Below are 17,802 nucleotides of genomic sequence, written 5' to 3'. Positions count from 1 at the left end.
AGCGGTGCCCCATACAAAAAAAGCGGCCGAAGCCGCTTGTCGAATGCGCGCAGCGTCTTAGGCTGCCTGTTCCTTCGTACGGGTGTAGCGCGACAGGATCGGAATCATCTGTGCGTATATCTTCGGATTGCCCGCGACGATCTCATGCTTGTGCAGGAAGTCCGAATCGCCCGTGTAGTTGCCGACGAGGCCGCCCGCTTCCGTGATCAGCAGGCTGCCCGCCGCCATGTCCCACGCGCTGATGCCTTGCTCGAAGAAGCCGTCGAGGCGGCCCGCCGCGACGTTCGCCAGATCGAGCGCGGCCGCGCCCGGACGGCGCAGGCCCGCGCAGGCGTTGGTCATTTCGGCGAAGAGGCGCGTGTACGGTTCCAGCGTGTCCTTTTCGCGGAACGGGAAGCCGGTGCCGATCAGGCCGTCTGCGAGCCGGTCGCGGCGGCCGACGCGAATGCGCCGGTCGTTCAGATACGCGCCGCGGCCGCGTGACGCCGTGAAGAGATCGTTGCGTGTCGGGTCGTAGACGACGGCTTGCGTAACGATGCCCTTGTGCGCGAGCGCGATCGATACGCAGTAATACTGGAAGCCGTGGATGAAGTTCGTGGTGCCGTCGAGGGGATCGATGATCCACTGGAATTCGGACTCGTTGCCCGATTCACCGGATTCTTCGGCGAGGATCGAATGATCGGGGTAGGCGGTGGTCAGCGTTTCAATGATGGCCGCTTCCGACGCCTTGTCGACCTCCGTGACGAAATCGTTGTGCTGCTTCTTGCTGACCTGCACGAGGTCGAGATCGAGCGACGCGCGGTTGATGATCTGCCCGGCGCGGCGAGCGGCCTTGACAGCGATATTGAGCATGGGATGCATGAGCCTGATCCTTGTGCCGGACGCGCATGGCGGCTGTCCGGTGTTGAGCTGAAAATAAGCCGTAAATCACGCGAAACGGGTGTCGGGCAAGACTGGGTCGAAACCTGGACACACATTCCGTCGACGGAGACGAATTGAAGAAGAGCGATGCGCGGTGGCGTGAGTGCCTTGCGAAGGGCGAGACGGCACGGCGCGAATGTCGCGATTTTACCTGAGTTTTATCTGGCTTTTATCTCGACTCTGCCGATCTCAGGCGCAATGATGCCGGCCTGAACTCGCGGCAGAAGGCGAAGGACGGGGCGTCGAACGTGCGACAAGCGAAGCATTAGCCAAACGGCAGATGGAAACGCGGCATGGCTTGGCGCTACCATTACTCTTTCCTTGCCATCCAATTCGTTATCGTGGTTCAAACGCCTTCGCTACCTCAGTCCAGTACCGCTTCCGACAATGCGAACAGCATCGGCGGCGGCTTTACGTCGACACGTTTCGTGCTCGTCGAGCCAAGCCATCCCGGCAACGTCGGCGCGGCCGCGCGCGCGTTGAAGACGATGGGATTTTCGCGCCTCGTGCTGGTGTCGCCGCGTTCTCCCGATGTGAAGAACGATCCGGATGCGATCGCGATGGCGAGCGGCGCAGACGACGTGCTTGCGACCGCACATGTCGTGCCCACGCTGGCCGACGCGCTCTCGGGCGTGCAATGGTCGCTCGCGCTGACCGCGCGCGCCCGCGAGTACGGGCCGCCGCAGTTGCCGCCGCGCGCCGCCGCGACGCAGGCCCGCGAGCATGCCGCGCATGGCGATATCGCGCTCGTGTTCGGCAACGAGCGTACAGGGCTGTCGAATGAAGACGTCGAGCGGTGCAGCGCGCTCGCACATATTCCCGCCAATCCCGCGTATAGCTCGCTGAATCTCGCGCAGGCCATCCAGGTACTGTCGTATGAGCTGCGCATGGCGTATCTGGTCGAAGGCGAAGGTACGGAACCCGTCTCCGGGAGCGCGGGCACGTTTGCCCCCAGCGACGAGATCGAGCGCATGTACGTGCACCTGGAAAACGCGTTGATTGCGCTCGACTTCCTCGATCCCGGTAATCCGAAGAAGCTGATGTCGCGCTTGCGGCGGCTCTTCGCTCGCTCGGGTCTCGAACGCGAGGAGGTCAATATCGTGCGGGGCATCGCGAAGCACATTCTGCTGAAGGCGAAGGGGCGGGACGGCGAGCAAGGGTGAGTGCCCGCCCGCTTGCGTTGCGTCCGGATACTGATCTTTGGCGTCGGCGTTTTGCGCCAGCTTTCGTGTCCCGTTGGCGCCTCGTGCAGAGGCTGTTGTGTCGCCGGCGGGCAGTCGTGCCGGCCAAGCGGGGCAGCATAAGCGCCGGCAAACGGGCTTGAGCGCCCGATGCATATGCACGCCCACTCGCGATCTGGCGCGCGAAATTCCAAACCTTCCCGATCGCGTGGACTTCCGGCAGCTTTCGCTCATTCGCCCTACAATGACCCGAAAACGTCATAAGCAAAGCGCTCCGTGTGCAATAGATGCGAATGGATGCAAACGGCAGCGCTCAATCCCTACGACAGTCCACTGCCATGTTCACGAGACTCCGAGAAGACATTGCCACGATCCGCGAGCGCGATCCTGCCGCCCGCAGCGCCTGGGAAGTTCTCACGTGCTATCCGGGCTTGCACGCGCTGATGTTCCATCGCTTCGCGCATGCGTGCTGGCGCGCGAAGCGCCGCTGGCTCGCGCGCTTCGTCTCCCAGTTCGGCCGCTTCATGACGGGCATCGAGATTCACCCGGGCGCGACGGTCGGGCGGCGTGTGTTCATCGATCACGGCATGGGCGTCGTGATCGGCGAGACAGCTGAAATCGGCGACGACTGCACGATCTACCAGGGCGTCACGCTCGGCGGCACGTCGCTCACGCGCGGCGCGAAGCGCCATCCGACGCTCGAGCGCGGCGTGATCGTCGGCGCGGGCGCGAAGGTGCTGGGCGGCTTCACGATCGGCGCGGACGCGAAGATCGGCTCGAACGCCGTCGTCGTGAAACCTGTGCCGGCGGGCGGCACGGCCGTGGGCAATCCGGCGCGCGTCGTCATGCCCGCCACGGCGGCGACGGTTGTTCGTTCGCCGGCCGCCGACGCTAAGGACGTCGACGCCAAAGCGGCTCCCGCGCGCGCCGCTTTCTGCGCGTACGGTATTACGCCCAACGCCGACGATCCCGTTTCGCTCGCGATTCATGGGCTGATCGACCACGCGGCGACGCAAACGCAGCGCATCGACGAAATCGTCGCCGCGCTCGAACGCCTCGGCGCGAGTCTCGAAGCGCTCCAGGGCGCCGATGCGGTGCTGGTGGATTTGCGCCGCCTGTCGGCGGTGATCCAGGGGAAGGTCGAGGAAGCGGCTCGCTGATCCAGCGCTCATCGAAAGCGCCATTCAAAGGCGCGCCGATGCAAGCGTGCCCATCAGTGCTGAACGAAACGCAGCGCTGACTTGAATGATGGGCATGCATATGCATCGATGGGCTGGTCGCGAACCGTTCCGACGCAAGTCGCGCTGAACTGCATCACAGGCCGCTACTTGTCCAGCCGCAGCGCCTTGATCCCTTCGGAATCGATCCGCACGTAACCTCCACGGCGCTCGCCGTGATCGAGGTCCCAATCGGGCAGCACCCAGCGCATGCCGCCTTTTTCGTGATGCAGCGCGGGCCGGTGCGTGTGGCCATGAATGATCGTTGCCGTCTTCGTTTTCTTGAAGAGCGCGGCGATGCCCTCCGACGTCACGTCGTAACGCGGCGATACGGGGCGCATGCGCCCCGACTCGCTCGTGCGGCGCATCTTCTCGGCTAGCGCCTTGCGCCAGCGGTACGGCCACACCAGAAACAGCCACTGCGCAAAATGATTGCGCGCGAAGCCGCGGAAGTGCTGATAGCGGCGGTCCGCGGTGCATTGCGCATCGCCGTGCGTGAGCGCGATCTTCGTGCCGAATGCAGTGATCACGAACGGGTCGGGCAGCCAGATCGCGCCCGCCGCTTTCATGAAGCGCTTGCCCAGCAGGAAGTCGCGGTTGCCGTGCATGATGTAGAGCGCGATGCCGCGCTCCGACAGTGTATGCATCAGCTTCGCCATGCGGGCGGGGAAGGGCTCGGCGAGCATGTCGTCGCCGATCCAGAATTCGAACAGATCGCCGAGGATGAAAACGGAATCCGCGTGCTCGGCCGTCACGTTGATGAAATGCTCGAACGCGGCAACCGTGTGCGGGATCGCCTCGCTCAGGTGCAAGTCCGAGATGAAAAAAAACGGGCGCGCCGCGTGCGGGCGTTTGCCCTCGCCAGGCACGCCCGCAGCGACACTCCGCAGCGGCGTTTCTTGCAGCATGTGAAGTGTGCTTCTCTCAGTTGCTCAGCCCTTCGATGAGAAGTTGCTGACCGTTTTAGTAATCGTCTTACTCGACCACGACGGCCTTTTCGATGATCACGTCGTCGACGGGCACGTCCTGATGGAAACCCTTCGAACCCGTTTTCACCTTGCGGATCGCATCGACGACGTCGAGACCTTCGACGATCTTGCCGAACACGGCATAACCCCAGCCTTGCGGCGTCGGCGACGAGTGATTCAGGAAGTCGTTGTCGTTGACGTTGATGAAGAACTGGGCCGTCGCCGAGTGCGGGTCGTTCGTGCGAGCCATCGCGATCGAACCCTTCACGTTCTTCAGGCCGTTGTTCGCTTCATTCGCGATCGGCGCGTTGGTCGGCTTTTGCTGCATGCCGGGCTCGAAGCCGCCGCCCTGGATCATGAAGCCGTCGATCACGCGGTGAAACACCGTGTTGTCGTAGTGACCGGCCTTCACGTAGGCGAGGAAATTCTCGACCGACTTCGGCGCCTTCTCGGCGTCCAGTTCCAGCTTGATGACGCCGTGGTTCGTGTGCAGTTCAACCATGATGTTTTCCTTTAGGTCCAAGTGAGTGGGGAGCGCGGTGCATGGCTATTTGAGCGGGCCTGCAGCCCGCGCCCGTGGCATGGTTAATTCCGGTGAAGCGCGAGCATGCGGTGCGTGGTTCGAGCCATGCATGCGGCTTGCGCGTCACCCTGTTTGCAAATGCGTCGTCCGCTATCGCGCGCCTTTCTTGACGGCCGGGCGGCTCCCGATTCCGCACGGCCGTCATACTGCCATCAATGAAACGTGCCGGCAGCGACCTGCCGGCAGTCACCTGCCAACCGTCATTTACCGACAATTGTCGCCGACTGGATCACGATCTGCTTTTGCGGCACATCGCCCATCGGGCCGCGCGAGGTTGTCGGCGTCGCTTCGATCTTCTTCACGACATCCATCCCCGATGTCACCTTGCCGAACACCGCATAGCCGTTGCCGTCCGGATTCGGATAGTCGAGCCCCGCGTTGTCGACCGTGTCAATGAAGAACTGCGCCGTCGCCGAATTCGGGTCGCTGGTGCGCGCCATCGCGATCGCGCCCGTCATGTTCTTCAGACCGTTGCGGCTTTCGAGCGGGATCGGCGCGCGCGTCGGCTTTTCCGCGAAGCTCGTCGTGTAGCCGCCGCCCTGGATCATGAAGCCGGGAATCACGCGATGAAAGATCGTCCCGTTATATTGACCGGATTTCACGTAGTCGAGGAAATTGGCGACCGTCTTCGGTGCTTTCTCAGGATACAACTCCACGCGGATGTCGCCTTCCGACGTCTTCAAAAGAACGGACGGATGCGCAGCCTGTGCACCATTCTGCGCAAAAGCGGGTGCGTTTGCGATCAGGGCGGCGCTGCCGAGCGCCAACGTCAACCATTTCATGTAAATCCTCGGGGTGAACTCGAATGAGAAAAACGGCGGCCAACGCGCAGCCCGAAGGCATGCGCGAAAGCACGCTTACTGCGACGGTGCAATGTACGGCGGAGTCGCCAGCGAACCGTTCGGGCCGCCGAACTGGAAGCCCGGCGTGTTGGTGATGTTCGACGTGGCGCGATTCGTGTAGTCGATGGTTTCGGCAGAGGGCTGCACGGTCTTTTTTGCAGCCGTCTTGCGCGGCGTCACGATCTTCTCGATATCGGCGATACGCTGGCTCGTCGTGCCATTACCGCTGCCCAGGCTCTGGGCGCGTCGATAGGCCTGATCGGCCATGCGCAGATACAGGTCGCCGAGATTTTCATACGCGAGACCATAGCCGGGGCTCGCCTTGACGGCCGTTTCGAGCGCGGCGCGTGCTTCCGTATAGCGGCCCTGCTTCGCATAGAGCGCGGCGAGGTTGTTGTACGGTTCGGGCAGTTCGGGGTAGGTCTGCGTGAGTTCGGTGAAGGCGGCGATCGCTTCGTCGTCGCGGTTCAGACGGGCAAGCACGGTCGCGCGCTTGAACTTCGCCTGGGCGTCGCGCGGATTCGCGGCGATGCGCGCGTCGAGCTGCGCAAGCGCGGCCGTCCAGTTTTTCTGCTGGATGGACGCATCGGCGTCCGGCGTCACGTCGCGCACGGCGGCGCCGTGTGGAATGGTCGACGCTTTTTGCGCCAGAGCCGATGAAACGGGCAGGACCGCGAGGGCGAGACCGCAGCAGACCGTGCCCGCTGCCGCGCTCAAAGCCGCCGCAAAAGTCGGGCGGAACGTGGCGCGAAACGTTGAACGGAGCGCCGTCGCAAAGAGGGGCTTGGCGCCTCGCGCGCGGCCGCTGGAGTGTTTCATAGGCTCAGGTCGGGATGTTATACTCCGACCCATTCTAACAAAAGGTCTGCGCGTTCCGTCGAGCCTCAGACTGTCTTTCGCCACTCGTGGTCGTCCCCGCCTTGACGTCAGCCTGATTCCGCACGCGGTGCGCGACATGCTGTCAGTCATGCCGCGCCGCCCGTGTTCGTGCATGTGGTTGCATGCCTGGATTGCACGACTGGGTTGCTTGCTTTTATCGGGCGCGGTATGAACGAACAACAAGCGGATTTCTTTCGGCCCACGCATCGTCTCTATGGAATCTCTGCGCATCTACAACACGCTCGCGCGTGACAAGCAAAATTTCGTGCCGCTTCATGAAGGCGAAGTGCGTATGTATGTCTGCGGGATGACGGTGTACGACTACTGTCACGTGGGCCATGCGCGGGTCATGGTGGTCTTCGACGTCGTGCAGCGCTGGCTGCGCACGCTCGGCTATAAGGTCACCTATGTGCGCAACATCACCGACATCGACGACAAGATCATTCGCCGGGCCGTCGAAAACGGCGAGACCATCAAGTCGCTGACGAATCGCTTCATCGCGGCGCTGCACGAAGACGCGGACGCGCTCGGCATCGAGCGGCCGGATATCGAGCCGCGCGCAACGGATTTCATTCCGCAGATGCTTGGCATGATCGAGAAGCTGGAAGCGAACGGCTATGCGTACCAGGCCACCGATGGCGACGTGAACTACGCGGTGCGCAAGTTCGCGCGCTATGGCGCGCTGTCGGGCAAGTCGCTCGAAGACCTTCGCGCGGGCGAGCGCGTGGCCGCCAACGACGCAAAGCAGGACCCGCTCGATTTCGTGCTATGGAAGCAGTCGAAACCCGACGAGCCCGCCGACACCGGCTGGGATTCGAAGTACGGGCGCGGACGTCCCGGATGGCACATCGAGTGCTCGGCGATGGGCTGCACGCTGCTCGGCGAACGTTTCGACATTCATGGCGGCGGACAGGATCTGCAGTTTCCGCATCACGAGAACGAGATCGCGCAAAGCGAGGGCGCTACAGGGCAAACCTTCGTCAATTACTGGATGCACAACGGCTACGTGCAGATCGACAATGAGAAGATGTCGAAGTCGCTCGGCAACTTCTTCACGATCCGCGAAGTACTCGCGAAATACGATGCCGAAGTCGTGCGCTTCTTTATTGCGCGCGCGCATTACCGCTCGCCGTTGAACTACAGCGATACCCATCTCGACGATGCGCGCAGCGCACTCACGCGTCTTTACACGGCGTTGAAGGACACGGCACCGGAAGCGGGCGATGTCGACTGGAACGAAGCGTATGCGCAGCGTTTTCGCGCGGCGATGAACGACGACTTCAATACACCCGTCGCCGTTTCCGTGCTGTTCGAACTGGCAAGCGAAGTCAACCGCACACGCGATGCGGCGCTTGCACGGCAATTGCGAGGCCTTGCGCGCGTGCTCGGGTTGCTCGACCGCGAGCCGCGCGCGTATCTGCAACAAGCGGCGGGGAGTGAAGGCGAGGGCGCGCTGGATGTGGCAGCGATCGAAGCGAAGATCGCCGCGCGCGTCGCCGCGAAGCAGGCAAAGGACTATGCCGAGGCAGACCGGATCCGCAAGGAATTGCTGGACGCCGGTATTGCGCTCGAAGACAAACCGGGCGGGTTGACCGAGTGGCGGCGCGTTTGAGCGCACCTCGTACTTCCCACTGATCGACTCGCCAGGCAGGAGGCAGGATGTCAACGGCCACGAAGACGGCGGCTAAACGGGCCACGTCTCAATCAAACGCGTCAGCAAAGGTAAAGGCAGTGCGTGCGCGAAGCGGCGTCGCCGCGAAGGGCGCAGCGAAGGTGGCAACGAAATCGGCATCGGCGAAAGGCCTGAAGGCGGGCCAACATGCCGCGCGTAAAACGGGCACTGCGGCAGGCGCGGCGAATTCGCAGGGCGCGCTCGCGAAGCAGGGATCGGCCAAGCGGTTGCCCAACGGCGCGGATCTGCCCGAGGCAAGCGCCGCCAGGCCGTCGCGCACGCGCGCCGCGCAACTCAAGGGCAACGGATCGCTGCCGCCCGAACTCGCGGGCGATCTGCAGGAATTTGCGCGCGAAAGCCAGGACGGCGAAACGGCGCGAAAGTCGCGCGCTGCGTCGTCGGCGGCGGACGGTGACGCTGCTTCGGCGCAAAGCGATGCAGCGGCCCCGGTCGTCACGCGTCCCGCGTACTGGGACAAGGCGTGCGCCGATCTCGTGAAGCGCGACCGCATTCTCAAGAAGCTGATTCCGAAGTTCGGCCCAGTCCATCTGTCGAGTCGCGCCGATCCGTTCGTTACGCTCGCGCGCTCGGTGGTCGGTCAGCAGATTTCCGTCGCCTCGGCGCAGGCGATGTGGCAGCGCATCGTTGCGGCGTGTCCGAAGCTCGTGCCGCAGCAGATCATCAAACTCGGCCAGGAGAATCTGACGGGTTGCGGCGTGTCGAAGCGCAAGGCCGAATACATTCTCGATCTCGCGCATCACTTCGTGTCGGGCGCGCTGCACGTCGGCAAATGGACGTCGATGGACGACGAGGACGTGATCGCCGAACTCACGCAGATCCGCGGCATCAGTCGCTGGACGGCCGAGATGTTCCTGATTTTCGACTTGTCGCGTCCGGACGTGCTGCCGCTCGACGATCCGAATCTCATTCAGGCGATCAGCCACAACTATTTCAGCGGGGAGCCGGTGACGCGCAGCGAAGCGCGCGAAGTCGCCGCGAACTGGGAGCCGTGGCGTACCGTCGCGACGTGGTACATGTGGCGCAGTCTCGACCCGGCGCCCGCCGGCAGTTGACGGAAAAGGCGATTGCCGATTCGAGCTATTGATTTGTTAAAATCAATAGTTTTGAGACGGTTTTGACACGGCCGCCCGCGGTTAGAATACGCGCTGCCGGTAAGTCCAAGGATTAAAAACCAATGAAGACCACCTTTCTGGATTTCGAGCAGCCGATCGCCGAGCTCGAAGCGAAAATCGAAGAATTGCGCTTCGTGCAGGACGATTCGGCCGTCGATATTTCGGAAGAGATCGAGCGGCTGTCGAAGAAAAGCCAGCAACTCACGAAGGATCTGTATACGAACCTGACGCCGTGGCAGGTTTCGCAAATCGCACGTCATCCGCAGCGTCCGTACACGCTGGATTACGTCAACGAACTGTTCACCGATTTCCACGAACTGCATGGCGACCGCTCGTTTGCGGACGACCTGTCGATCGTCGGCGGCCTTGCGCGTTTCAACGGCCAGCCGTGCATGGTGATCGGCCATCAGAAGGGCCGCGACACGAAGGAGCGCGCGCTGCGCAATTTCGGCATGCCGCGCCCCGAAGGCTATCGGAAGGCCGAGCGCCTGATGCGTCTTGCCGAGAAGTTCGGCCTGCCGCTTTTCACGTTCATCGACACGCCGGGCGCGTACCCGGGCATCGGCGCGGAAGAGCGCGGCCAGTCGGAAGCGATCGGCCGCAATCTGTACGTGATGGCCGAACTGAAGACGCCGATCATTTCGACGATCATCGGCGAGGGCGGATCGGGCGGCGCGCTGGCTGTCGCGGTCGCCGACAGCGTGCTGATGCTGCAATTCTCGACTTACTCGGTGATCTCGCCGGAAGGCTGCGCGTCGATTCTGTGGAAGAGCGCCGCGAAGGCGCCGGAAGCGGCTGAAGCGCTGGGACTGACGGCGCATCGTCTGAAGGCGCTGGGCCTGATCGACAAGATCGTCAACGAGCCGCTCGGCGGCGCGCATCGCGATCCGAAGGGCATGGCCGCGCTGCTGCGCCGTGCGCTCGCCGACTCGCTGCGCCAGTTCCAGGGCATGAGCACGAGCGATCTGCGTGAACGCCGTTTCGAACGCCTGATGGCCTACGGCAAGTTCAAGGAAACGACGCCGGGCGCTTGAGCGCGCTGGCGTCCCCTCCGAAGGCGCTTCGCGCGCCGTCATACCGTGACTCCCTCAGCTGACACATCCGCCGACCGCCTCGTTATCGACGCGGTCGGCGTTGCGTTTGCGGCCTTGCCCGAGAACGCGCGCGTCGCGATCGCGTATAGCGGCGGCGTCGATTCGACGGTGCTGCTCGATGCGGCCGTGCGGGTCGGCGGCGCGGCGCGCTGCATCGCTTTTCATATCCATCATGGTCTGAGTCCGAACGCCGACGACTGGCTCGCGCATTGCGACGCGTTCGCGCGCGAGCGGGGCGCCGAGTTCGCGTCGCTGCATGTCGACGTGCAGCGCGAAGCGGGCGTGAGCATCGAAGCGGCGGCGCGCGATGCGCGTTATCGGGCGCTCGATGCGTTGTGCGCGCAGCATCGCGTGCACGTGCTGTGGCTCGCGCAGCATGCGGACGATCAGGCGGAGACCGTGCTGCTTCAATTGTTGCGTGGAGCAGGACTTGCCGGGCTCGCGGCGATGGCGCCGGAGCGTCTGCCTTCCGGGGCGCCCGTGACGCGCGCGCGTCCACTGCTGCATCTGCTGCGTGCGCAGCTCGAGCGTTACGCGCACGCGCGCAATCTGCACTGGATCGACGACGAGTCGAACGCCGACACGCGGTATGCGCGCAACGCGTTGCGTCACGATGTGCTGCCCGCGCTTGCCGTGCACTTCCCCGGCTTTCGCGATGCGCTCGCGCGCACGGCTACGCACGCGGCGTCGGCGCAGCGTCTGCTCGACGAATTCGCGCGCGTCGATTTGCAAGCGGTGCGCAGCGACGAAGACGGCGCTCTCGCGCGCGATGCGCTTCTCGCGCTCGACGACGACCGTGCCGCGAACGTGCTGCGTTACTGGATGCGCACGCTGGGTTTCCCGGCTGCATCGACGGCGCGTCTGACGGATGCGCTGCGCCAGTTGCGCGAGATCGGCGACGCGCACAGCTTGCGGGTCGATCACGCGGGCCACGCGTTGCGAAGCTATCGCGGGCGAATCTACTGGGAGGCGGGCGACAGTGCCGATCCCGCCGACGAAACCGCGCTCGTCGAGCGCGCCGAGCGCGCGCTGTGCTGGCAAGGCGAAAGCGTGTGGCACCTGCCGCAATGGCGCGGCACGTTCATGTTCAGCGACGTAGCCGCCGACGATTCCGACGCGATTTCCGCCGATATGCTCACGCGCGCGCCGCTCGTCGCGCGTTCGCGCAAGGGCGGCGAACGGATGCGCTGCGCGGCGAACGGCCCGAGCCGCACGTTGAAGAACCTCTTTCAGGAGCGCGGCGTGCCATCATGGAAGCGCGACGTGCCGCTGCTTTTCGCCGGCGATGTGCTGTTGTTCGTGCCGCTGATCGGCGTGAACCGCGCGGCGCTCGACGAAGCCGGGCAGCAGGCGAACGTGCCGAGCTCGCGCTTCGTCCGGATCGAATGGCGCGAGGATCTAACGCTCGCGTAGCGCGTCAGTCCGAGGCCGCGGTTCCAGATTACACATACGGCGCGGCGTGGCCCGCACGCGCGACCGACGATGGCACGGCCATAGTCACACGCTCGCAATATCGGCCGCAAATCCTTGTCCGACAAGCATTTGCAAAGGCTTTGCCGGGATTTCGGCTTGTCTTTTTAGCCCCGATCGGGTAGTGTAACTTGTTTGCCCGACTCGCTTTTTGTCGCGGTTCCCGGCTGTTCTTATGCGAATGCCCGGGCGCGCTCCAAGCCGTTAGCCACCCCGTTAGCGTCCGTCAGTCCTGTCGATCGACAGGGTTACAGGGCAAACCCGCGCGTACTGCACGCGCGCTGCATCTGCGCCGCCACACTCCGCCGTCGTTCCCGAACGTTGTGCCCTGTGCTTATTGTGCGGCCGTCTCCAGCGCGCGGTGCGCGCCGATTCGCGTAGCTCCAGTTTCTCCTTCAGTTCAGAACGACAATGGCACTCATCGTACACAAATACGGCGGCACATCGATGGGCTCGGTCGAGCGCATCAAGAACGTCGCGAAGCGCGTCGCGAAATGGCACAAGGCAGGCCACAAGATGGTCGTCGTGCCCTCGGCGATGTCCGGCGAAACGAACCGCCTGCTGGGCCTCGCGAAAGAGATCGCGCCCCAGCCCAGCCCGCGCGAACTCGATATGATCGCGTCGACGGGCGAACAGGTCAGCGTCGGCCTGCTGTCCATCGCGCTGCATGACGCGGGCGTCGATGCCGTCAGCTACACCGGCTGGCAAGTGCCCGTCAAAACGGATAGCGCGTTCACGAAAGCACGCATCAACGACATCGACGGCGAGCGCGTGCTGCGCGATCTCGACGAAGGCAAGGTCGTCGTCATCACGGGCTTTCAGGGCATTGACCCGGAAGGCCACATCACGACGCTCGGCCGCGGCGGCTCGGATACGTCGGCGGTCGCGGTGGCCGCGGCGCTGAAAGCGGATGAATGCCTGATCTACACGGACGTCGACGGCGTTTACACGACGGACCCGCGCGTGGTCGAAGAAGCGCGGCGCCTCGATCGCGTGACGTTCGAAGAGATGCTGGAAATGGCCAGCCTCGGTTCGAAGGTGCTGCAGATCCGCTCGGTCGAATTCGCCGGCAAATATCAGGTGAAGACGCGGGTGCTGTCCAGCCTGACCGATCCGCTGATGTCGCTCGACGAAGAAATGAAGTCGGGCACTCTGATTACTTTTGAAGAAGACGAAACCATGGAAAAAGCAGTCATCTCGGGAATCGCGTTTCAGCGTGACGAAGCCCGTATCGCCGTGATGGGTGTGCCCGACAAGCCGGGCATCGCATATCAGATCCTCGGCCCCGTCGCCGACGCGAATATCGATGTCGACATGATCATTCAGAACCAGAGCGTCGAGGGCAAGACGGCGTTCACGTTCACGGTCGGTCGCGGCGACTATCAGCGCGCGATGGACATCCTCACGAACCAGGTGAAGGACCACGTGAGCGCGGAAAAAGTCCTCGGCGATCCGAAGGTGTCGAAGGTGTCGGTGGTCGGCGTCGGCATGCGTTCGCACGTCGGCATCGCGAGCAAGATGTTCCGCACGCTGTCGGAAGAGGGCATCAACATCCAGATGATCTCGACGTCGGAGATCAAGATCTCGGTGCTGATCGACGAGAAGTACATGGAGCTCGCCGTGCGCGCGCTGCATAAGGCGTTCGAACTCGATCAGGCGTGATGCACTGGCCAATGCCCGTGTGGTCCGAGTGCTTCGGCAATGGGCATTTGCGTGAGGGTTATTGAAGACAAAGCGGCGCAGTGTGCGAAGGTCCAGGAAGTGGCATTGAATTAACGCTCCTGGCACAAAAAGTGTGAAGTAGAAATTGACCTCGTGCCGCGAACCCGCTATTATCTTGGCTTCGTCGCGCTGCCTCCCTGGCGCGAGCGAAGATTTGGGAGACGTGGCCGAGAGGTCGAAGGCACTCCCCTGCTAAGGGAGCATCTGGGCCAAAACCTGGATCGAGGGTTCGAATCCCTCCGTCTCCGCCAGAAATGGCGGTGGAACCCCGTAGAGCTGCGGCTCTGCGGGGTTTTTGTTTTTTTGCGCGCGTTTTTCCGCGGATGTTCGGTGTAGCTAGCGGTTTCCACTTGATGCTGAGGTGGCTGCATCGCCGTGCCTATTCAAGCGGCTGTGCGTCAGCGCGGCTCAACTTTGCATCGATGCATCCGTAAACGTCGGTGCGAGTGCAATCTTTTCCATCGAGCGCTGAATGTGCTGGCGGCATGTGCCGAATCTATCGAATCGCGCTTTACCTGGGATAACCAAACGAACGGCCTAAGCGCTTGCAAATCGAAACGCCGAGGCGGCGAAATTTGCGCGCACGCGACAGCGAAAAACAGCCGCACATATGACCAAAACCTGTCGCGTGTAACGGCAGATTACGACGCGGTTTGCAATGCGATGTTATGCATCAGTTATTACAAAGTTGAAATACGCGTTCAGTGTTGCTTTGTTATATTCGAATCAAAGCAGTCGATAAACACAAACAACTCCGCAAAAAAGGTGAAACATGAAGTCCATGCGTGTTATCCCGTTGATCGCTGGCGTACTGGCGATTGGCGCGTCGAGTGCGGCGATGGCTGGGGGACTGAACGTCGGTGTCAACATCGGTATTCCGGCTCCTGTCTACGTCGCGCCGGCGCCTGTTTATGCGCCGCCTCCGCCCCCGCCGCCGCCCGTCGTCTACCAGCCTGCACCCGTCGTGGTTGCGCCCGCCGTCGTGATCGGCTGGCACGGCGACCGTTACTGGGATGGCCGCCGTTACTGGGGTCGTGACGAATGGTACCGGCATCATGGCGGTGGTTATGGCCATGGTCACGGCCATTGGGACAACGGCCGTCACAACGGCTGGCATTGATTCTGGCGCTGAGCTGTTCGCGCCAACAAAAAAACCGCCCAATAGGGCGGTTTTTTTTATCCCGTTGCGCGGGCAACAAGGAAACATCCACGCGTGTCACAAGCGCACACGCCTTATCATCACTCGCTGACAGCAGCCATTCCGCCGACCACAGCGTTGAAGCCGCTGTCGACGTGCATGATCTCGGCCGTCACGCCTGCAGCGAGATCGGACATCAAAAACGCCGCCGCATTGCCGACCTGTTCGATCGTGACGTTGCGCCTGAGCGGCGCGTTGCCTTCGACGAAATCGAGAATCTTGCCGAAGCCCTTGATGCCGCTTGCCGCGAGCGTCTTGATCGGGCCTGCCGAAATGCCGTTGACGCGAATGCCCTTTGCGCCCAGCGACACGGCCAGATAGCGCACGCTCGCTTCGAGCGATGCCTTCGCGAGACCCATCGTGTTGTAGTTCGGGATCGCTTTTTCCGCGCCGAGGTACGACAGCGTGAGCAGCGCCGCGTCGTTCGACAGCATCGGCAGTGCGGCCTTCGCGAGAGCGGGGAAGCTGTACGCGGAAATGTCGTGCGCGACGCGGAAGTTTTCGCGCGTCATGCCGTCGAGGAAGTCGCCCGCGATCGCTTCACGCGGCGCGAAGCCGATCGAATGAACGAGGCCGTCGAGGCTGTCCCAGTGCTCTTTCAGCGACGCGAACAGTGCATCGATTTGCGCATCGTCGGCGACGTCGCACGGGAACACGAGGTTGCTGTCGAATTCGTTCGCGAACTCGGTGATACGGTCCTTGAAGCGGTCGCCGACATACGTGAACGCCAGTTCAGCGCCTTCGCGCTTGCAGGCCTGCGCGATACCGTATGCAATCGAACGGTTCGACAGGAGGCCCGTCAGCAAGATTCGTTTACCAGCGAGGAAGCCCATGAATTCTCCTAATGAGGTCAGCGCGCCGCGATGACAGAGTGCGGGAACGCGCAGGATTTTGGGTAGAATTCTCTCACATTGCAACCGCCCACCGACCAATAAGGCACCTATGACGACAGGCACGCGACGGGTTGAAGCGCCGCGCTCGATATGGCGCACGATGATTCGTCTCGTGTCGCGTGCCCGTTGCAGGACGATGCCGCGCGCCGCGCTCGCTGTATGCGCGGGTTCGCTGATCGCCGTGTCGCCTTTGGGCGTATCGCATGCTCATGCCGCATACGCGATCGCGCAATACGGCAACCCGAAGTATCCGCCCGACTTCAAGCACTTCGATTACGTCAATCCCGACGCGCCGCGCGGCGGCACGCTCGTGCTCGCGAACCCCGACCGCTCGACGAGCTTCGACAAGTTCAATCCGTTCACGCTGCGCGGTAACGCGGCGCCCGGCATTGGCTTGCTGTTCGAAAGCCTGACGACGGGCAGCGCGGACGAGGTCGCGTCCGCTTACGGCCTGCTTGCCGACGATATCAACGTCGCGCCCGACGGACTGTCGACGACTTTCCACATCAACCCGCATGCGCGCTTTTCGAACGGCGATCCCGTCGCCGCGGAGGACGTGAAGTTCTCGTTCGATACGTTGAAGAGCCCGCAGGCCGCGCCGCAATTCGCTGCGTATTTCGCGGACATCACGCGCGTCGTGATCGTCGATCCGGCAACGGTGCGCTTCGAGTTCAAGCAGCACGACCGCGAGTTGCCACTGCTCGCGGGCGGCATGCCCGTGTTCTCGCACAAGTGGGGCATGAAGCCTGATGGCAGCCGCACGCCGTTCGATCAGCTGGCATTCGAGAAGCCGATCGGCAGCGGACCGTATCTGATCGAGAGCTACGACAACGGCCGCACCATTACATACAAGCGCGACCCGAACTACTGGGGCGAAAAGCTGCCCGTGCGCGTCGGCACCTATAACTTCGAGCGCATCAACTACAAGCTGTACTCGGATGCGACCGCGCGTCTCGAAGCGTTCAAGGCGGGCGAGTACGATGCGCTCGTCGAGAACATCGCGCGCAACTGGGTGCGGCGCGACGTGGGCAAGAGGTTCGATAGCGGCGAGTTGATCAAGCGCGAATTTCCGCATCACAACGGCACGGGGATGCAGGGCTTCATCCTCAACCAGCGACGGCCGATTTTCTCCGACGTGCGCGTGCGCAAGGCGCTCGATCTCGCGCTCGATTTTCAATGGCTCGACCGGCAGCTGTTTTACAACCAGTACAAGCGGATCGACAGTTTCTTCGTCAATACCGATCTGCAGGCAAAGGGCTTGCCGTCGCCGGGCGAGCTGAAGCTGCTCGATCCGTGGCGAGCGCAGGTATACCCGTCCGTGTTCGGCGTACCGCCGAAGCAGCCGGATACCGACCCGCCGGGCTCGCTGCGCGCGAATCTGCTCGAAGCGCGCGCGCTGCTCGCGCAAGCGGGTTGGACGTATCGCGACGGCGCGCTGCGCAACGCGAAGGGCGAGCCATTCGTGTTCGAGATACTCGACGATTCGGGTTCGTCGGCGGCGTTCGAGCCCGTGATCGCGCCGTATGTGCGCAACCTGCAGAAGCTCGGCATCGAGGCACGCTTTCGCGTGACGGACTTCGCGGTGTATCAGAAGCGTCTCGACGCGTTCGACTTCGACGTGACGACGATCCGCTTTCCGGATGTGCAGGCGCCGGGCGCGGACATGATCGACCGCTTCGGCAGCAAGGCCGCCGGCGAGCCGGGCTCGGGCAATCTGATCGGGCTGAAGTTGCCTGCCGTCGATGCGATCCTGCGCGCGCTCGTCGCCGCGCAGACCCGCGAGCAACTGGTCGACGCCGTGCACGCGCTCGATCGCGTGCTGATCAACGGCTACTACATCGTCCCGCACTGGTACAGCGCGACGCATCGCGTGGCGTTCAAGCGCGGGCTTGCGTGGCCGAAGACATTGCCGCTGTACTATACGGCGGACGCCTGGATCACTTCGATGTGGTGGTTCGCGCAGCCGCAGTGACCGCGCCTCGCACGTTCACATCACGCCTTCTTGATCAACGCGCCGTTCTTCCGATCG

15 protein-coding genes and 1 tRNA gene are annotated in these 17,802 nt (G+C 63.0%); 10 read left to right on the top strand and 6 right to left on the bottom strand.

Annotation, left to right across the window (positions count from 1 at the left end; translation table 11 throughout):
• Nucleotides 1-57: 57 nt before the first annotated feature.
• A complete protein-coding gene (locus tag BMW76_RS09345) occupies nucleotides 58-861 on the bottom strand; it encodes an inositol monophosphatase family protein (RefSeq protein WP_090864846.1) in 804 nt (267 codons plus the stop codon).
• Nucleotides 862-1,214: 353 nt separating this feature from the next.
• Between BMW76_RS09345 and BMW76_RS09340 the strand changes: the two genes are divergently transcribed.
• Both BMW76_RS09340 and cysE read left to right on the top strand, forming a co-directional pair.
• Nucleotides 1,215-2,084 (top strand): RNA methyltransferase, encoded by an 870-nt coding sequence (locus BMW76_RS09340; protein ID WP_245763158.1) that lies wholly within the window; start codon nucleotides 1,215-1,217, stop codon nucleotides 2,082-2,084.
• Between the two features lie 356 nt (nucleotides 2,085-2,440).
• Entirely contained in the window at nucleotides 2,441-3,262 is an 822-nt protein-coding gene (gene cysE / locus BMW76_RS09335) for a serine O-acetyltransferase (protein WP_090864845.1), read from the top strand.
• Nucleotides 3,263-3,426: 164 nt separating this feature from the next.
• Here the strand turns inward: cysE and BMW76_RS09330 are convergent, their stop codons facing one another.
• The 4 genes from BMW76_RS09330 to BMW76_RS09315 all read right to left on the bottom strand — a co-directional run bounded on the left by BMW76_RS09330 (nucleotide 3,427) and on the right by BMW76_RS09315 (nucleotide 6,531).
• On the bottom strand, nucleotides 3,427-4,227 hold the full coding sequence (locus BMW76_RS09330) for a UDP-2,3-diacylglucosamine diphosphatase (RefSeq protein ID WP_090864844.1): 801 nt from the start codon (nucleotides 4,225-4,227) through the stop codon (nucleotides 3,427-3,429).
• 67 nt (nucleotides 4,228-4,294) lie between these two features.
• The gene (locus BMW76_RS09325) at nucleotides 4,295-4,789 is read right to left on the bottom strand and encodes a peptidylprolyl isomerase (RefSeq protein WP_090864843.1); all 495 of its coding nucleotides are present in this window, start codon (nucleotides 4,787-4,789) and stop codon (nucleotides 4,295-4,297) included.
• Nucleotides 4,790-5,070: 281 nt separating this feature from the next.
• Nucleotides 5,071-5,652: a peptidylprolyl isomerase gene (locus BMW76_RS09320; RefSeq protein ID WP_090864842.1), complete on the bottom strand. Its 582-nt coding sequence runs from the start codon at nucleotides 5,650-5,652 to the stop codon at nucleotides 5,071-5,073.
• A 75-nt stretch (nucleotides 5,653-5,727) separates the two neighbouring features.
• Nucleotides 5,728-6,531 carry a tetratricopeptide repeat protein gene (locus BMW76_RS09315; protein WP_090864841.1) on the bottom strand — a complete coding sequence of 268 codons (804 nt, stop codon included), beginning with the start codon at nucleotides 6,529-6,531 and terminating at the stop codon, nucleotides 5,728-5,730.
• A 274-nt stretch (nucleotides 6,532-6,805) separates the two neighbouring features.
• Here BMW76_RS09315 and cysS point away from each other — a divergent pair, with 274 nt between their 5' ends.
• The 7 genes from cysS (at nucleotide 6,806) to BMW76_RS09280 (ending at nucleotide 14,802) form a co-directional block, all read left to right on the top strand.
• Nucleotides 6,806-8,203, top strand: coding sequence for a cysteine--tRNA ligase (gene cysS / locus BMW76_RS09310; RefSeq protein WP_090864840.1), 1,398 nt, complete (start codon nucleotides 6,806-6,808; stop codon nucleotides 8,201-8,203).
• A 47-nt stretch (nucleotides 8,204-8,250) separates the two neighbouring features.
• A complete protein-coding gene (locus BMW76_RS09305; RefSeq protein ID WP_090864839.1) occupies nucleotides 8,251-9,336 on the top strand; it encodes a DNA-3-methyladenine glycosylase family protein in 1,086 nt (361 codons plus the stop codon).
• A 122-nt stretch (nucleotides 9,337-9,458) separates the two neighbouring features.
• Nucleotides 9,459-10,430 carry an acetyl-CoA carboxylase carboxyltransferase subunit alpha gene (locus tag BMW76_RS09300; protein ID WP_090864838.1) on the top strand — a complete coding sequence of 324 codons (972 nt, stop codon included), beginning with the start codon at nucleotides 9,459-9,461 and terminating at the stop codon, nucleotides 10,428-10,430.
• 45 nt (nucleotides 10,431-10,475) lie between these two features.
• Nucleotides 10,476-11,903, top strand: a complete 1,428-nt coding sequence (gene tilS / locus BMW76_RS09295) for a tRNA lysidine(34) synthetase TilS (RefSeq protein WP_090864837.1) — start codon at nucleotides 10,476-10,478, stop codon at nucleotides 11,901-11,903.
• Between the two features lie 468 nt (nucleotides 11,904-12,371).
• On the top strand, nucleotides 12,372-13,622 hold the full coding sequence (locus tag BMW76_RS09290; RefSeq protein WP_090864836.1) for an aspartate kinase: 1,251 nt from the start codon (nucleotides 12,372-12,374) through the stop codon (nucleotides 13,620-13,622).
• Between the two features lie 217 nt (nucleotides 13,623-13,839).
• A tRNA-Ser gene (locus tag BMW76_RS09285) sits at nucleotides 13,840-13,933 on the top strand.
• A gap of 521 nt (nucleotides 13,934-14,454) precedes the next feature.
• The gene (locus tag BMW76_RS09280; RefSeq protein ID WP_090864835.1) at nucleotides 14,455-14,802 is read left to right on the top strand and encodes a hypothetical protein; all 348 of its coding nucleotides are present in this window, start codon (nucleotides 14,455-14,457) and stop codon (nucleotides 14,800-14,802) included.
• Nucleotides 14,803-14,921: 119 nt separating this feature from the next.
• Here BMW76_RS09280 and fabI read toward each other — a convergent pair whose 3' ends face one another.
• Nucleotides 14,922-15,713, bottom strand: a complete 792-nt coding sequence (fabI, locus tag BMW76_RS09275; RefSeq protein ID WP_090864834.1) for an enoyl-ACP reductase FabI — start codon at nucleotides 15,711-15,713, stop codon at nucleotides 14,922-14,924.
• 109 nt (nucleotides 15,714-15,822) lie between these two features.
• Between fabI and BMW76_RS09270 the strand changes: the two genes are divergently transcribed.
• Nucleotides 15,823-17,745 carry an extracellular solute-binding protein gene (locus BMW76_RS09270; RefSeq protein ID WP_090864833.1) on the top strand — a complete coding sequence of 641 codons (1,923 nt, stop codon included), beginning with the start codon at nucleotides 15,823-15,825 and terminating at the stop codon, nucleotides 17,743-17,745.
• The last annotated feature ends 57 nt before the right edge of the window (nucleotides 17,746-17,802 follow it).

This window comes from Paraburkholderia diazotrophica, assembly GCF_900108945.1.
Lineage (GTDB): Bacteria > Pseudomonadota > Gammaproteobacteria > Burkholderiales > Burkholderiaceae > Paraburkholderia > Paraburkholderia diazotrophica.
Note: the sequence above shows the minus strand (reverse complement) of the source record. Positions and strands in the feature narration are given on the sequence as shown.

What these genes read in the sequence shown, in the direction of transcription:
- BMW76_RS09345 (WP_090864846.1), bottom strand. Translation starts at nt 861, where the DNA reads ATGCATCCCATGCTCAATATCGCTGTCAAGGCCGCTCGCCGCGCCGGG.
- BMW76_RS09340 (WP_245763158.1), top strand. Translation starts at nt 1,215, where the DNA reads ATGGCTTGGCGCTACCATTACTCTTTCCTTGCCATCCAATTCGTTATC.
- cysE (WP_090864845.1), top strand. Translation starts at nt 2,441, where the DNA reads ATGTTCACGAGACTCCGAGAAGACATTGCCACGATCCGCGAGCGCGAT.
- BMW76_RS09330 (WP_090864844.1), bottom strand. Translation starts at nt 4,227, where the DNA reads ATGCTGCAAGAAACGCCGCTGCGGAGTGTCGCTGCGGGCGTGCCTGGC.
- BMW76_RS09325 (WP_090864843.1), bottom strand. Translation starts at nt 4,789, where the DNA reads ATGGTTGAACTGCACACGAACCACGGCGTCATCAAGCTGGAACTGGAC.
- BMW76_RS09320 (WP_090864842.1), bottom strand. Translation starts at nt 5,652, where the DNA reads ATGAAATGGTTGACGTTGGCGCTCGGCAGCGCCGCCCTGATCGCAAAC.
- BMW76_RS09315 (WP_090864841.1), bottom strand. Translation starts at nt 6,531, where the DNA reads ATGAAACACTCCAGCGGCCGCGCGCGAGGCGCCAAGCCCCTCTTTGCG.
- cysS (WP_090864840.1), top strand. Translation starts at nt 6,806, where the DNA reads ATGGAATCTCTGCGCATCTACAACACGCTCGCGCGTGACAAGCAAAAT.
- BMW76_RS09305 (WP_090864839.1), top strand. Translation starts at nt 8,251, where the DNA reads ATGTCAACGGCCACGAAGACGGCGGCTAAACGGGCCACGTCTCAATCA.
- BMW76_RS09300 (WP_090864838.1), top strand. Translation starts at nt 9,459, where the DNA reads ATGAAGACCACCTTTCTGGATTTCGAGCAGCCGATCGCCGAGCTCGAA.
- BMW76_RS09290 (WP_090864836.1), top strand. Translation starts at nt 12,372, where the DNA reads ATGGCACTCATCGTACACAAATACGGCGGCACATCGATGGGCTCGGTC.
- BMW76_RS09280 (WP_090864835.1), top strand. Translation starts at nt 14,455, where the DNA reads ATGAAGTCCATGCGTGTTATCCCGTTGATCGCTGGCGTACTGGCGATT.
- fabI (WP_090864834.1), bottom strand. Translation starts at nt 15,713, where the DNA reads ATGGGCTTCCTCGCTGGTAAACGAATCTTGCTGACGGGCCTCCTGTCG.
- BMW76_RS09270 (WP_090864833.1), top strand. Translation starts at nt 15,823, where the DNA reads ATGACGACAGGCACGCGACGGGTTGAAGCGCCGCGCTCGATATGGCGC.